Below are 15,538 nucleotides of genomic sequence, written 5' to 3'. Positions count from 1 at the left end.
TTATGACAAAGTTATCGGTTAACATCAATAAAATTGCTACGCTCCGCAACAGTCGCGGGGGTAATAATCCTGATTTAGTTAAGGTTGCATTAGATTGCGAACGTTTCGGCGCGCAGGGAATTACGGTGCACCCACGCCCGGATGAACGCCATATCCGCTACCAGGACGTGTACGATTTAAAGGCTGTTATCGCTACCGAATTCAATATAGAAGGAAATTGTAAGGAAGATAAATTTGTTGACCTGGTTTTGGCCAACAAACCTGCCCAGGTAACTTTGGTGCCTGATGCCGAAGGACAGATTACCTCAAACCATGGTTGGGACACTATCAAACATAAAGATTACCTGAAAGAAATGGTTGCCGTTTTCCAGAAAGAAGGTATCCGCGTTTCTATTTTTGTAGATCCTGTGGTAGGCATGGTAGAAGGTGCAGCGGAAATAGGAACCGATCGCATTGAACTGTACACCGAAGCTTACGCTCATAATTATTATGCCGATCGCGAAAAAGCAATTGTAAATTATATTGCTGCGGCACATCATGCCAATACTTTAGGTTTAGGTATTAACGCCGGTCACGATCTGGATCTGCACAACCTGCATTATTTTGCACAGAGCATTCCGGGGTTACTGGAAGTTTCTATCGGTCACGCCTTAATCAGCGATGCGCTTTACTTAGGTTTGGAAACAACCGTTCAGAAATATTTACAACAACTGGCTTAAGTCAGGTCAGTCTTGATCCCCGATATTAATACCTTATAATTTATAAATGTTAAAAGGAATTCTCCTTGTTTTTTTGGGTGCCTGTAGTTTTGGTATCCTGTCTACTTTTGTTAAACTCGCTTACCACGAAGGTTATACTTTAGGTGATGTTACCGGCGCCCAGGCTTTTTTCGGAGCTGTAATTTTATGGGTTTTATTTTTCTTCCAAAGCAGAACAGCAGGTTATAAAGCTAAAGCTGTACCTGCCATAACACCCTGGTGGAAAATGGTAATTGCCGGAACCTGTACAGGCTTGGTGAGTATTTTCTATTATCAATGTGTAAAACTGGTGCCCAATTCGGTTGCCATTATTTTACTGATGCAGTTTATCTGGATGAGTATTTTAATGGAATACCTCATTTTTAAAAAGAAACCTACCGGTTTACAGTTGCTGGCCATTGTGCTGGTTTTAGGTGGTACGGTTTTAGCGAGCGGAATGGTAGAAACCAGCATCCAAAGCATGGATTTAAAAGGGATTGGTTTCGGTTTACTTGCTGCACTTTGTTATGCAGGCTTTTTATTGTTAAGCGGCCGGATTGGTAATGAATATGCTCCGTTAAAGAAAAGTGCACTCATGATCACCGGAGCTTGTATATTGATTTTCATTATTTTCCCGCCAGCATTTTTATTTAATGGTGCTTTGGGTGGTAGCTTACTGAAATGGGGTTTAATTATCTCTGTTTTCGGTACGGTTATCCCACCTCTGTTTTATGCAGAAGGCGTACCGAGAATTGGTACTGCTGTGAGTTCTATTTTAAGCGCGGCAGAATTACCCGTTGCCGTAATGATGGCTGGATTTGTATTGCAGGAACAGGTTTCATTTTTAAGGTGGATTGGGGTTGTGGTGATTTTATCGGCGATGGTTTTACCAAACCTGAAATATCTGAAAAAAGGCAGAGGGCAGGAAGGTTGATATACACGATAAATAATCTTCAGACTTTCGGACCCCGGACATCCGACTTATTAAAAAATTAAATACCTTTAAAAAGGAAAAACATTTACATATGAAAAATTTGACCATTTATATATTATCGTTTATTGTTCTCGGCTTAACCGCTTGTAAAACCAAAACCACCATCAATCAGGATGAAGCAGCAGAAGTGATTACGAGCTACTTAAAAGCCAATCCCGAGTATAAAACCACCAGGTTTAAGTTTGGCGAGATGAAATTTAACAGTACAAACGATATGTTCGAACTGGGAAAATATAAATCGTTAGCCAGCAAAGGTTTGGTTACCTTAAGTTTAAAAGAAGCCAAAAAGAAATTCCTTTCGAAAGATAGCAGCTTTGTATATCAGATAACCTTAACCGATAAAGCAAGTCCGCTGGTGTTGAAACAGGATGGCGACAGGGCCACGGTAAAGGTGGTAGAATATGTTTTATCGGACGAAAAACCAGTTGATTTTGCACAGGTAAACTCAAGCACGGCAAAAGTTACCGTATCACTTAAAATGACAAGTACCGATTTCGAACCCTTCGATAAGGACGCCAATAAAAACAGCAACTTCATTACCAAAACCTATAAATTAAAGTTAAGTAAAGATGAAGGCTGGAAAGTGCAGAAGTAGGTTGAAAGACTAAAACTGAAAGACCAAAGTAAAAAGACTAAAAAGCGCCGTCATCTCAACTGAAACGTAGTGGAATGGAGAGATCTATCTCGAGATAGATTTCTCGACTTCGCTGCTCTCCGCTCGAAATGACGGTAACTTTTAGGAGTTATTTACTTTAACCTCTTTGTTAGTAATATTGATTTTTATGCAATAAATTATGCCTCGAAATAACAGCGGCTTTTTAAGGGCTGAATAATCAAAATCTCAAAAAGACTGAAACGTACGGCCCGAACAAACTTAAATTTTAGTACAGCCACTGCTTTCCAAATAATCAAAATATTTACTAAAAACTGAACAAACGTTTGTCTTGATTTTTAGCAGATAATCTACCAATTTTGTCGCTTTTAAGCATAAATAAGACACCTTTTTTACACTGATTGATAGTGAAATACAGCGCTGTTTTTGCTACCTTTGCACGCAAATTTATTATTCATACCGCATGAGCTTAAATATCCATTACAAGGAAGATTTTCAAAATCGTCATATTGCGCCAAATGAGGCAGATACAGCCGAAATGTTGCAAACTGTTGGCGTAAATTCTATTGATGAGCTGATAGAACAAACTGTTCCGACGGCAATCAGGTTAAAACAGCCTTTAGACTTGCCTGCAGCGAAATCAGAAACTGAATATCTTGGTGCTTTAAAACAAACTTCATTGTTGAATAAAGTTTTCAAAAGCTTTATCGGACAAGGTTATTATGATACCATTACCCCGGGTGTAATTTTACGTAACGTATTCGAAAACCCAGGATGGTATACGCAATATACACCATATCAGGCAGAAATTGCTCAAGGTCGTTTACAGGCTTTATTAAATTTCCAAACGATGGTTATCGATTTAACCGGAATGGAAATTGCCAATGCATCTTTATTGGATGAAGGTACGGCGGCTGCTGAGGCGATGTTTATGCAATATAGTTTGCGTAAAAACCAGGCCGCTAAAAAGTTCTTCGTGTCGGAACTTGTTTTTCCTCAAACGATTGATATTTTAAAAACACGTGCCAATCCTTACGGTATTGAGCTGGTTATCGGAAGTCATGTGGATTTTAATGCTACCGAAGAATTTTTCGGTGCAATAGTTCAGTATCCAGCCGGAAATGGTGAAGTTTTCGATTATAAAAACTTTGCGGCTGAATTGCATAGCAAAAATATTAAATTAACCGTAGCTGCCGATATTTTAAGCTTAACTCTATTAACGCCTCCTGGCGAGTGGGGTGCTGATGTGGTTGTGGGTACTACACAGCGTTTAGGCATCCCGATGGGCTTTGGTGGTCCGCATGCGGCATTTTTTGCCACCAAAGAAGAATATAAACGTAACATCCCGGGTCGTATTATCGGTGTAACTATCGATAGCCATGGCGATTACGCTTTACGTATGGCTTTGCAAACCCGCGAGCAACACATCCGTAGAGATAAAGCAACATCAAACATTTGTACAGCACAGGCATTATTGGCCATTATGGCCGGTTTCTATGCTGCGTATCACGGTCCGAAGGGATTAAAAGCCATTGCAGAACGTACACATGGTTTGGCCATCAGTTTGGCCTCAACTTTAAAAGGTTTAGGTTTTGAGCAGTTAAACTCAGCTTATTTCGATACCATCCGTTTCGATTTAGGCGATTTAAAAGGCGGTATCCATTCAGGATGTATCGATAACGAAATCAACTTAAACTATGTTGGTAATGTAGCAACCATTTCGTTTGACGAAACCAGCACTTTCGAAGATGTAGCTTTAATTGCTAAAATCTTTGCAAAGGTTAAAGCAATCGCTGCAGATCAGGTTGAGGTGGCAGAAAATGTAGAAACGGTTATTCCGGCTGCTTTACAACGTACTTCGGCTTATTTAACACACCCGATTTTTAATTCGCACCACTCAGAGCACGAGATGTTGCGTTACATTAAATCCCTAGAAGCAAAAGATTTATCGCTTTGCCACTCGATGATTGCTTTGGGTAGCTGTACCATGAAATTAAATGCTACAGCAGAAATGATTCCGGTTACCTGGTCTCACTTTGGGCGTGTGCATCCATTTGCTCCTGCCGATCAGGTATTGGGTTACTATTCTGTTTTTAACGAACTGGATAAATGGTTAAGCGAAATTACCGGTTTTGCAGCCATGAGTTTACAGCCAAACGCTGGTGCTCAGGGTGAATATGCGGGTTTAATGGTTATACGCGCTTATCACCAGGATAGAGGCGATTTTCACCGTAACGTAGCGTTAATTCCTGCGTCGGCTCACGGAACTAATCCTGCTTCTGCAGCAATGGCCGATATGAAAATTGTTGTAGTTAAATCTTTAGAAAACGGTAACATCGATGTTGAAGATTTAAAAGCTAAAGCAGAATTACACAAAGACAATCTTTCGTGTTTAATGGTAACTTATCCGTCTACGCACGGGGTGTTTGAAGAAAGCATTATCGAAATTTGCGAAACCATCCACGCTAATGGCGGACAGGTTTATATGGATGGTGCAAACATGAACGCACAGGTGGGTTTAACAAGCCCGGCTAATATTGGCGCCGATGTTTGTCACTTAAATTTACACAAAACTTTCTGTATCCCTCACGGTGGTGGTGGTCCGGGTATGGGCCCTATTGGTGTAGCTAAACACCTGGTGCCTTATCTTCCTGGTCATGCCGTGGTTGATATCGATAAAGGAAAATCAATTTCTGCAGTTTCATCTGCGCCATGGGGTTCGGCTTCAATCCTGATCATTTCTCACGCATACATCGCGATGATGGGTGCTGAAGGTTTAACCAATGCCACTAAATATGCGATTCTAAACGCCAACTATATGAAAGCGCGTTTAGAGCAACATTACCCGGTACTTTATTCAGGTGCTCAGGGCCGTTGTGCACACGAGATGATTTTAGATTGCCGTGCTTTTAAAGCATTCGGAATCGAAGTGACTGATATTGCAAAACGTTTAATGGATTATGGTTTCCACGCACCAACCGTATCATTCCCGGTTGCAGGCACTTTAATGGTTGAGCCTACAGAATCGGAGCCTAAACATGAGTTAGACCGTTTCTGTGATGCCTTAATCGCTATTAAAAACGAAATTTCTTCGGTAGAGAACGGAACTTTAGATAAAACAGATAATCCTTTAAAAAATGCTCCTCATACGGTGTCGGTAATTACCGCTAACGAATGGGATCATGCTTATAGCCGTCAAACTGCTGCTTTCCCGCTTCCATATGTGTTAGAGCGCAAGTTCTGGCCGTCGGTTGGTCGTGTTAACGATAGTCATGGCGATAGGTCATTGATCTGTGCCTGTCCTCCGGTAGAGAGTTATTTAGAAGAGATCGTACCGTAAGGCTCCTTTTTTCGTCATTGCGAGGAGGAACGACGAAGCAATCTATTTGGATAGATCATCTGCAAGTTTTATAAATTTATTTTATAAGGCTTGCAGATTTTTTTTTTGGAAATGAATGTCGGTTTTTCATCGGAGGCTGCAGCCCTGCCATTCGCCTCAATCTTTTTGTGGGTACTGCTTTCGTTACCATCATTGCGAGGAGGAACGACGCCGCGATCTTTAAAGACGGAGGCAAAACAAAAAGGATTTTCGCTGCTATCAGGTTTAAGAATGGAGGGCTTGAAGCGGTATTTAACTTTGAGGAAGCAATAAAGATCTTCTATATCAGCTATTTATACATGCCTTCCGAATTAATATTGTAGCCTAATATTTTAATCTGGTTATTTTCGGCAGTTAAAGTGATCGTTTCTTTCGATTGAAATTTTGTTCTTTCTACGATATAATAAAGTACATAATTAGCTGTAGCATTAGAGCCTTTTACCACTTTGGATTCCCAGTGATCTAATTTTTTACTTTTTATTTCACCAAGTTTATTTGTGGTGGCAACTAAAAATTCGTTAAGTTTTTCAGGTTTGGTAACAGCTGTAAAGCGGGGACTAAAAAATGGAGTTAGTTTGCCAAATTCTTTTTTCTCCAGCACCTTGTAAAACTCATTCGTTACTTTTTCAGCATCTTTTTTATCTTCTTCGCGGTTTAGGTAAGTACTGTTAAAATTGCAGCCGGTTAAGATTAATAACAAACACGACAGGTACAGCGCAACATAAATTTTATTTTTCATAAGTGCTTTTAGCGTTTATTTTTTAAATATAATATTTTTTGTCAACCGGTAATAGGAACCAAATTAAGTATTATAAATATTAATTACGCTCTTTTTCAGGCTACAGCAGGGAAACTTTTTGCCTAAAACCTTTTACCTTCCACCTTTTCCGTTAACCCGATTAAACCTTAACATAATCCTTCAGTCAATAGAATGATTTTAAATAAATCCGATTATTTTTGAAAAAACTTAACATAGGTCAACAACAAGAGATCGGTAGTTAATCTATATTTGTATCAAATTTTAAAAAACCAGAAAATGAAATTAAAAATCAGCTCAATTTTTTTATTAGTGGCAGTAGTAGCGTTGTCAGCTTTTAAAAACCCTACCAAACCAGTAACTTATACTGTAGATGCAGCAAAATCAACCATTACCTGGGTTGGTAAAAAAGTAACAGGTTCTCACAACGGAACTGTAGCTTTACAATCAGGTAGCTTAGCCGTTAATGGCAAAAGTGTAACTGGCGGTACTTTTGTAATCGATATGACTTCAATTAAAGATGCTGATGGAAGCGCTAAATTAGAAGGTCACTTAAAAGCAGACGATTTCTTTGGTACAGCTAAATTCCCAACTTCAACTTTCGTAATCACTAAAGTTGCCGGTTCAGGTGCTAACGTAACCGTATCAGGTAATTTAACCATCAAAGGTATCACTAAACCATTAAGCTTCCCTGCAACTGTAACTGTTAATGCAGATGGTACAGCTTCAGCTTTAGCTGGTAAAATTGTTGTTGACAGAACTAAATATGACATCAAATACGGTTCAAAATCATTCTTCGATAGCATTGGCGACAAAGCAATTGATGATAACTTTGAATTAACTGTGAAATTGGTAGCTAAGAAATAAACCCCACCCAACCCTCCCCTACATGGGAGGGCTAAAAGGTATAAGCCTCGGCATTCGTCGGGGCTTTTTTTGTTTTATGCCAGCTGAAGCAGGCAGCGATGAATAATCATAGCGTAAATTAGATGACGATAAATTCATTGTGGTTCGGCTTTAGCCAACCACAACTTAAGAAAATAATAAATCGGTTTTTGAGCCTTAATTCATACTAAATCCTCTATGAACCTGTTCGCACTAATGACTAATGACTAATGACTAATGACTAATGACTAATGACTAATGACTAATGACTAATGACTAATGCCTAATGACCAATAAACTACCTTATTTTAAACCCACCCTCTACAGCATCTACAAAACCAGTTGCAGCGCTTTTGCCATGATAGAATAAACATTCCCAGTTTTCTTCGGCAGCTCTTTTACCAAATTCTTTTCGTAATTCCATTGCCTTGCGGCCATCGAAATCGTATTTAGCAATAAAATTTTTAACCAGTTCTTCAGGTTCAGGTAAAACATCACCACCGAAAAATACTTTTTGATTACCTTCTGTTAAAAGGAAAACCTGGTGATTAGGACAGTGTGCACCTGTAAATTCGTATGCAATGGTTTCATCCAGCGCACCATCGCCTTCAACAAACTTTAACTGCGCATTGCGCTGAACGAAATCAAAAATATCGGTGTGGTAAGACGAAGAAGTGCTGCTGAAAGCGGTTTCCCATTCACCACGGTTAATTACATATTCTGCATCAGGGAAACTCAATTCAACCTTATCGTTTCCTTGTTTGTGAATCATACCACCAGAATGGTCGTAATGTAAATGCGACATCAAAACTTTGGTTACATCAGTGGGGTCGAAACCTGCGTTGCGGATGTTTTTATGTAAAATCAGCTCGCCGTGGTCATCACTAAATCCTAAACCCGTATCAAAAAGTACGAGGTCGTTTTTCAGCTCAACCAAAAAAGGCTGAACATTGATGAATAATGAAGCAGGTCTGTCTTTATAATTGTGTATAGCAGGGTCGAAAGGCACAAATTTCTTTGATGCATCAACTGAGTAGGTTCCTTCGAATAGGGTATGAACTTGCAAAATATAAGTCTTTTAATGTTTCTACAAAGGTAACAATCTAAACTTGTGTATTTGTTTCGGTAAAAGCTTGGATACTTCCTTTTTTTGTAAAATATGATGCTTAAATTTCAGGCATGAATCTCCGAATCTTAATTTTTCTGCTTACTTGCGGCTTCGCATTACAATTAAAGGCACAGCAAAAACCAAACGTAATTATTGTATTGGCCGATGATATGGGTTATGCCGATATCTCTTGTTATGGAAGTCCGCTGATAAAAACCCCTTTTTTAGATGGAATGGCAGCAAAAGGAATAAAAGCCACCAACTTTGTAACCACTTCGCCAACCTGTACACCCTCAAGGGCATCATTGTTAACCGGAAGGTATTGCAGCAGGATGGATCTGCCATGGCCAATTGGTCCCGGCGATAAACGCGGCATACCCGAAGATGAAATTACCATTGCGCAGATGCTTAAACAATCAGGCTATGCCACTGCTTTGGTTGGTAAATGGCATTTAGGTGATTACGGGGTTTCACTGCCGAATAAAAAAGGTTTTGATGAGTTTTACGGCCTTTTATACAGTCACGATTACAGGGCGCCCTATGTAAAAACCGATACCACGATCAAGATTTTCAGAAATACCAAGCCAGAGATTTATAAACCACACGATAGCATTTTAACCAGTTCTTATACCCGCGAATCGATTAAGTTCATTAAAAAAAGTGCTGCAGCAAAGAAACCGTTTTTCCTTTACCTGGCGCAGAATATGCCGCATTTGCCCGTAGCTTTTGCTGCTCAAAAAAGCAGAAAAACATCTTCTGCAGGTGGCAAACTGGGAGATGTGATTGAAGATATGGATGCAGGTCTGGCAGAAATCTGGAAACAGGTAGTTGCTTGCGGACAGGCCGATAATACCATTTTTATCTTCACCAGCGATAATGGTCCGTGGATTAATGCACCACAGCGCATGTATGATGATGGGTTTACCAAATTTTACCATGTAGGCTCTGCCGGGATTTTCAGGGGCTCGAAAGGCATTTCTTACGAGGGTGGTCACCGTGTGCCGTTTATTGTGTATTGGAAGGGCCATACGCTTAACAATACCCAGTTAACCAGGCCGATTTCTAATCTCGATGTTTTCCCAACACTGGCCGAGTGGACCAAAACTAAACTTCCGCAGAAAGTATATGATGGCGAGTCGATCTCGGGTTTGCTCACCAATAAAAATGATCATAAAATGCACCGCCCGATTTATTACCACAATTATGTTTTGGAAGGAGTAAAAGATGGCGATTGGAAACTTCGGATTACTAAAAAAGATAACCAGGAAGTACCCGAACTCTACAATTTATCATGGGATCCGGCAGAACGCGTAAACTTAATTGATGATGTAAAATATGCCGATCAGAAAGCACATTTAATGAAACTTTACGCCGCATACCCTGGAAATTCAAAGTAAAACTTAACGTTTTGTATTTAAGGGAGTTGTTCGTTACTCCATTAAAGTTTGCCGCCATCATATCCAATTAAAATGTATATTTACTGTTCGGAGACAGAATAAATGGAAAAAAGATGGGTGCTGGCATCGGACTGTAATGATGGCACGATAACAAAAATAGCAGAACAACTTAACATAGACCGCTCACTTGCCCAAATACTCGTACAGCGGAATATTTGTGACTTTGATCAGGCCAAAGATTTCTTCAGGCCCGACCTCGGTCATCTTCACGATCCTTTTTTGATGAAGGATATGGATGTTGCTATCGCACGTATCGAAACTGCATTGGCCAATCACGAAAAAATATTAATCTATGGCGATTACGATGTAGATGGTACCACTTCGGTTGCGCTGGCTTTCAGTTTCTTTTCGCAACTCACTAAAAATATAGAATATTATATTCCTGACCGTTATCTGGAAGGTTACGGCATTTCTAACGCTGGGATAGATTATGCCAATGAAAACGGATTTTCTTTAATTATTGCCTTAGATTGTGGCATAAAATCGATCGATAAAATTGATTATGCCAATAAACTCGGTGTCGATTTCATCATCTGCGATCACCATTTACCTGGAGATGAAGTGCCTCAGGCCATTGCCGTTTTAGACCCTAAACGTGCTGATTGCCCATATCCTTTTAAAGAACTGGCTGGCTGCGGTATCGGTTTTAAACTGGCGCAGGCTTATGCCCAGAAACACCAGCTCCCTAGAGAAACTTACCTCCAGTATTTAGATTTAGTGATGGTGAGTATTGCTGCAGATATTGTTCCGGTAGTGGGCGAAAACAGGATTTTGGCTTATTATGGCTTAAAGAAATTAAATTCCAATCCATGCGAAGGTTTAAGGGCTTTGATGGAGGTTTCGGGCAAAACCGAAAATTACAGCATTACCGATGTGGTTTTTACACTAGGCCCGCGGATTAATGCCGCCGGAAGGATAGACCACGCCAAACATGCTGTAGCCATGCTGCTTTGCCAGGTTGATAGTAATTCGCTGGAGCAAAGTGAACTGATCAACCTTAAAAACACAGAACGTAAAACCTACGATCAGGACATTACCCGCGAAGCGCTGGCCTTAATTGGAGAAAGTGAAATCCTCATTAACAGGAAAACCACAGTGGTGTTTAACGAAAGCTGGCACAAAGGCGTAATCGGGATTGTTGCCTCGCGTTTAACCGAAAAATATTACCGCCCAACCATTGTGCTTACCAAATCTAACGGACATGTAGCGGGTTCGTGCCGTTCGGTGGTGGGCTTCGATTTATATGAAGCTTTGAGTGGTTGCGCGCATTTACTGGATCAGTATGGCGGGCATAAATTTGCGGCCGGCTTAACCATGCAGGAACATAATATTGATGCCTTTGCCGATAAATTTGAAGAAATTGTATCCGCAAGCATTACAGAAGAACTGCTTACACCAATGATCAGGATCGATGCCGAAATTGAACTGGCGCAGATTGATGGTAAGTTTTACAGGGTTTTATCACAAATGGGGCCATTTGGGCCGGAAAATATGTCTCCGATTTTTGTTACCCATAATGTTTATCTGGCGCAGCATGCCATGGCTGTAGGCCAAAATCATTTAAAAATTAATATAAAACAACAAAATTCGCCTATTTTTGAAGGCATTGCATTCGGATTGGCCGAATTTCAGAACATTTTACAACCAAAGGTGCCGTTTTCGGTTTGTTATACGTTAGAAGAAAACGTGTGGCGCGATAAAAAACGTTTGCAATTAAATATTAAAGGAATAAAAGTTAATTAAATATTTCCAAGGTGTCATCCTGAGCCTGTCGAAAGACATTTCGACAAGCTTAATGTGACAACGAAGAATATCATTCAATATATGATACTAAAAGCCGAAAATCTGGTTAAAAAATACAAGCAGCGTACCGTTGTAAACAATGTTTCCTTTAACGTAAGTCAGGGGGAAATTGTTGGGCTTTTAGGCCCGAACGGTGCCGGGAAAACAACTTCATTTTACATGATTGTAGGTTTGATCAAACCAAATGAAGGTCGCATTTTCTTGGAAGAAGAAGATATTACAGAAGATCCGATGTACCGCAGGGCGCAGAAAGGAATCGGTTATCTGGCTCAGGAAGCATCGGTTTTTAGAAAACTTACCGTAGAAGATAATATCCTGGCCATTTTGGAAATGAGCAAATTGAGCAAGGAAGAGCAGCGTGATAAACTCGAAGAACTGATCAACGAGTTTAGTTTGCACAAAGTGCGTAAAAACCGTGGCGATTTATTATCAGGAGGTGAGCGCCGCCGTACCGAAATTGCCCGTGCTTTAGCTGCAAATCCTAACTTTATCCTCTTGGATGAACCTTTTGCAGGGGTAGACCCGATTGCGGTAGAAGAAATTCAAAGTATTGTAGCAAAATTAAAACATAAAAATATCGGTATCTTAATTACCGACCATAATGTACAGGAAACACTTTCCATCACCGATAGGGCTTACCTGCTTTTTGAAGGAAAAATTTTAGAACAAGGTGTCCCTGAAGTGTTGGCTGAGAATGAAATGGTTAGGAAAGTGTACCTCGGATCAAATTTTGTATTGAAGCGCAAGAAATTCGATGTTTAAGCATTTAAACAACGATAAATATTTAGATGAACAAACAAAATTTCATTTAATGTGTTGCCTAATCGCGATGTTAAAACAAAAGCTATAAATTATTTACTGTGTATAAAAATCTGTGCGTAACCCTGCGTAATCAATGGGCAAGTATGAAAATCTTTGGTAAAATGAGGCTCATTCACTTTAACATTTAAAGATGGCATTTGTAAATTCAATTTTTACCTGGTTAATGAAAAAGCGGATCCACCAGATCGAGCTTTTTATGAAATACCCGCATGATGTTCAGGAAGAGTGGTTCCATACCCTGATTGATAGTGCCGAAAATACCGAATGGGGCAGGCATTACGATTATAAATCCATCTTAACGCCACAGCAATATCAGGAACGCGTTCCCGTCCAGAATTACGATACCTTAAAACCTTATATCGAGCGCATGCTCAATGGCGAGCAGAATATTCTCTGGCCATCTGATATCAAGTGGTTTGCAAAATCATCGGGTACCACCAGCGATAGAAGTAAATTTATTCCCGTTTCTCCCGAATCATTAGAAGAATGCCATTTTAAAGGGGGTAAGGATATGCTTTCTATTTATTGTAATAACCGTCCTGATAACCAGATGTTTACCGGGAAAGGGTTGGTTTTGGGTGGCAGCCATCAGGTTAACCAGCTAAACGAAGATTGCTTTTATGGTGATTTATCGGCCGTGCTGATTAAAAATCTGCCCATTTGGGCCGAATATTACCGTACCCCGGATATGTCTATTGCCTTGATGGATAATTACGAAATTAAGATGGATCGGATGGCCGAAGCCACCATCAATGAAAACGTAACCAGTATTTCGGGTGTACCCACGTGGACCATCGTACTGGCTAAAAAAGTGCTTGAACTTACCGGGAAACAGAATTTACTGGAAGTTTGGCCAAATCTCGAACTTTACATCCACGGAGCAGTAAACTTTGCCCCTTATCGTGAGCAGTTTAAGCAACTGATCCCATCCGATGACATGTATTATCTGGAAACTTACAACGCTTCTGAAGGATTTTTCGGTATTCAGGACCAGGATAACTCAGAAGAAATGTTGCTGATGCTTGATTATGGCATTTTCTACGAATTTATTCCTATGGAAAACATTGGTGAAGAAAATCCTAAAGCATTGTTGCTTGGCGATGTAGAACTGCATAAAAACTACGCCATTGTAATTTCTACCAATGGTGGTTTGTGGCGCTACATGATCGGCGATACCATCCAGTTTACCTCTCTTTCTCCATACCGCATAAAAATTACCGGGCGTACCAAGCATTTTATCAATGCTTTTGGCGAAGAAGTAATTATAGACAACGCAGAACAAGCCTTAACCAAAGCCTGCCTGGAAACCGGTGCCGAAATAAAAGATTATACCGCCGGACCGATTTATTTTAAAGGAGAAAAAGCTGGTGGACATGAGTGGATCATCGAATTTGATAAACAGCCCAATGATTTTGAAAAGTTTGTCGATATTATGGATGCCACCTTGCGCGAAGTAAACTCCGATTATGATGCCAAACGTTTTAAAGATATGGCACTGGCCCGTCCAAAAGTGCATAACGCGCCCGCAAATACTTTCTATAACTGGCTAAAAGCTAAGAATAAACTGGGCGGGCAGCATAAAGTACCCCGTTTGGCGAATGAAAGAAAATATGTGGATGATATTTTGGAAATGATGAAATTATCTTAAGTTTAATAAGTCTCATTCACGTGTGCCAGTCTGGGGAATAATTTATTTAATAATTAATATTAATGACATAAGAATCCTAGCGCAATGTTAAGCCACCAAATTCGTCATTGCGAGAAGGCTTTTTCAGCCGACGAAGCAATCTTATAACGATCGTTACCAGCTTGCGCATTAAGATTGCTTCGTGCCTCGCAATGACGATCTTACTATTAGATCTGCCAATAGTAGCCTGTCGAAGACTTGATAGGTGATTTCGACAAACTTATTGTGATTCGTATAATTTAATAGCACCACTAACCATGAAAAACATCCTGTTTCTTCTTTTAACCTTAGTATTTTACGGATACCAATCAAAAGCCCAGGTAAAAGAAAGCTATAAAGCACAGATTGCATATAAAATTGTAGAAACTTCGCCACGCTGCAAACAGCTTACCAAAGGCCTTTACGAAAGGGTGGTGAAAAATGGTGGTACCTCATACGGTATTATGCTCGAAAGCAGTCCGAACCCGAAAACTGATCCATCACAGGAATATTCAAAAACCTATAATTTTAACCTGCACGAAAGTTATGCAGATAGAATGCCTGTTGTTGCCCGCTTTGTATTCGACCCTAAAAAGCAGCAGCTTTACGAAGATGATGTGGTAAACGCAACGCTGGTAGCCATTCCTTTCGATAAAAAATTACTTCTGCTTTTTAATAAAAAGTAAATGAAAAACATCAGCTATAAACAGGTAGCCTGGCTATTGTTTTTTGCCTATTTTTTTATGCTGATGGTGCAAATTACCTTGCGTTATATTCCACTGAGTAGCGAGGTTTCCTTTTTGCAGATTAAACAGACCGAAGTATCTGGCATTAAAGCCTACCTGCCCATATTTTATATCCATGTGTACAGCGCTATTTTTGTGCTGCTGGCTGGTTTTACGCAGTTTAACAGCAAAATTTTAGCTAGATACCCTAAAATACATCAATGGTTGGGCTACTTATACGTGAGTTTTGTACTGTTGCTTGCCTCACCATCAGGTGTTGTTATGGGTTGGTTTGCAAATGGCGGCTTAATAGCAAAAACCTCCTTTATCATTTTAGGTGTATTATGGTTCTGGTTTACCCTGAAAGCAACCTTGTTAATCCTGAAAAGGAAAGTAATTGCCCATAAAAAGTTGATGTACCGCAGTTTTGCCTTGGCAACTTCTGCCATCACTTTAAGGCTCTGGAAAGTTATTTTGGTATATTTATTCCATCCGGCACCTATGGATGTTTATCAGATTATTGCCTGGCTGGGCTGGATACCCAATTTATTAATTGCCGAATGGCTGATTAAAAAGAAAATTGTTTGACCTA

At 39.9% G+C, this 15,538-nt stretch carries 13 protein-coding genes; 11 read left to right on the top strand and 2 right to left on the bottom strand.

Annotation, left to right across the window (positions count from 1 at the left end; all coding sequences use genetic code 11):
- Positions 1–2 precede the first annotated feature (2 nt).
- The 4 genes from ABD769_RS21715 to gcvP all read left to right on the top strand — a co-directional run bounded on the left by ABD769_RS21715 (position 3) and on the right by gcvP (position 5,684).
- Positions 3–719, top strand: a complete 717-nt coding sequence (locus tag ABD769_RS21715) for a pyridoxine 5'-phosphate synthase (RefSeq protein ID WP_344853455.1) — start codon at positions 3–5, stop codon at positions 717–719.
- A 46-nt stretch (positions 720–765) separates the two neighbouring features.
- A complete protein-coding gene (locus ABD769_RS21710) occupies positions 766–1,671 on the top strand; it encodes an EamA family transporter (protein WP_344853454.1) in 906 nt (301 codons plus the stop codon).
- Positions 1,672–1,762: 91 nt separating this feature from the next.
- Positions 1,763–2,326, top strand: a complete 564-nt coding sequence (locus ABD769_RS21705) for a hypothetical protein (protein WP_344853453.1) — start codon at positions 1,763–1,765, stop codon at positions 2,324–2,326.
- A gap of 481 nt (positions 2,327–2,807) precedes the next feature.
- Positions 2,808–5,684, top strand: a complete 2,877-nt coding sequence (gene gcvP, locus ABD769_RS21700; RefSeq protein ID WP_344853452.1) for an aminomethyl-transferring glycine dehydrogenase — start codon at positions 2,808–2,810, stop codon at positions 5,682–5,684.
- 328 nt (positions 5,685–6,012) lie between these two features.
- Here the strand turns inward: gcvP and ABD769_RS21695 are convergent, their stop codons facing one another.
- Positions 6,013–6,462, bottom strand: coding sequence for a hypothetical protein (locus ABD769_RS21695; protein ID WP_344853451.1), 450 nt, complete (start codon positions 6,460–6,462; stop codon positions 6,013–6,015).
- A 297-nt stretch (positions 6,463–6,759) separates the two neighbouring features.
- On the opposite strand from ABD769_RS21695, the gene ABD769_RS21690 reads away from it, so the two are divergent.
- Positions 6,760–7,347 carry a YceI family protein gene (locus ABD769_RS21690; protein WP_344853450.1) on the top strand — a complete coding sequence of 196 codons (588 nt, stop codon included), beginning with the start codon at positions 6,760–6,762 and terminating at the stop codon, positions 7,345–7,347.
- A gap of 316 nt (positions 7,348–7,663) precedes the next feature.
- Here ABD769_RS21690 and ABD769_RS21685 read toward each other — a convergent pair whose 3' ends face one another.
- On the bottom strand, positions 7,664–8,431 hold the full coding sequence (locus ABD769_RS21685; RefSeq protein ID WP_344853449.1) for an MBL fold metallo-hydrolase: 768 nt from the start codon (positions 8,429–8,431) through the stop codon (positions 7,664–7,666).
- Positions 8,432–8,544: 113 nt separating this feature from the next.
- Between ABD769_RS21685 and ABD769_RS21680 the strand changes: the two genes are divergently transcribed.
- The 6 genes from ABD769_RS21680 to ABD769_RS21655 all read left to right on the top strand — a co-directional run bounded on the left by ABD769_RS21680 (position 8,545) and on the right by ABD769_RS21655 (position 15,534).
- Positions 8,545–9,870 (top strand): sulfatase-like hydrolase/transferase, encoded by a 1,326-nt coding sequence (locus ABD769_RS21680; protein WP_344853448.1) that lies wholly within the window; start codon positions 8,545–8,547, stop codon positions 9,868–9,870.
- Positions 9,871–9,972: 102 nt separating this feature from the next.
- A complete protein-coding gene (gene recJ, locus ABD769_RS21675) occupies positions 9,973–11,673 on the top strand; it encodes a single-stranded-DNA-specific exonuclease RecJ (protein ID WP_344853447.1) in 1,701 nt (566 codons plus the stop codon).
- Positions 11,674–11,754: 81 nt separating this feature from the next.
- Entirely contained in the window at positions 11,755–12,495 is a 741-nt protein-coding gene (gene lptB / locus ABD769_RS21670) for an LPS export ABC transporter ATP-binding protein (protein ID WP_316824582.1), read from the top strand.
- A gap of 190 nt (positions 12,496–12,685) precedes the next feature.
- Positions 12,686–14,203: a GH3 auxin-responsive promoter family protein gene (locus tag ABD769_RS21665; RefSeq protein WP_344853446.1), complete on the top strand. Its 1,518-nt coding sequence runs from the start codon at positions 12,686–12,688 to the stop codon at positions 14,201–14,203.
- Between the two features lie 296 nt (positions 14,204–14,499).
- Positions 14,500–14,907 carry a hypothetical protein gene (locus ABD769_RS21660; RefSeq protein WP_344853444.1) on the top strand — a complete coding sequence of 136 codons (408 nt, stop codon included), beginning with the start codon at positions 14,500–14,502 and terminating at the stop codon, positions 14,905–14,907.
- Positions 14,908–15,534, top strand: coding sequence for a DUF2306 domain-containing protein (locus ABD769_RS21655; protein WP_344853443.1), 627 nt, complete (start codon positions 14,908–14,910; stop codon positions 15,532–15,534).
- Positions 15,535–15,538: the final 4 nt, after the last annotated feature.

Source organism: Pedobacter jeongneungensis (assembly GCF_039538295.1).
Classification (GTDB): domain Bacteria; phylum Bacteroidota; class Bacteroidia; order Sphingobacteriales; family Sphingobacteriaceae; genus Pedobacter; species Pedobacter jeongneungensis.
This window is presented reverse-complemented; position numbering and strand designations above follow the sequence as displayed.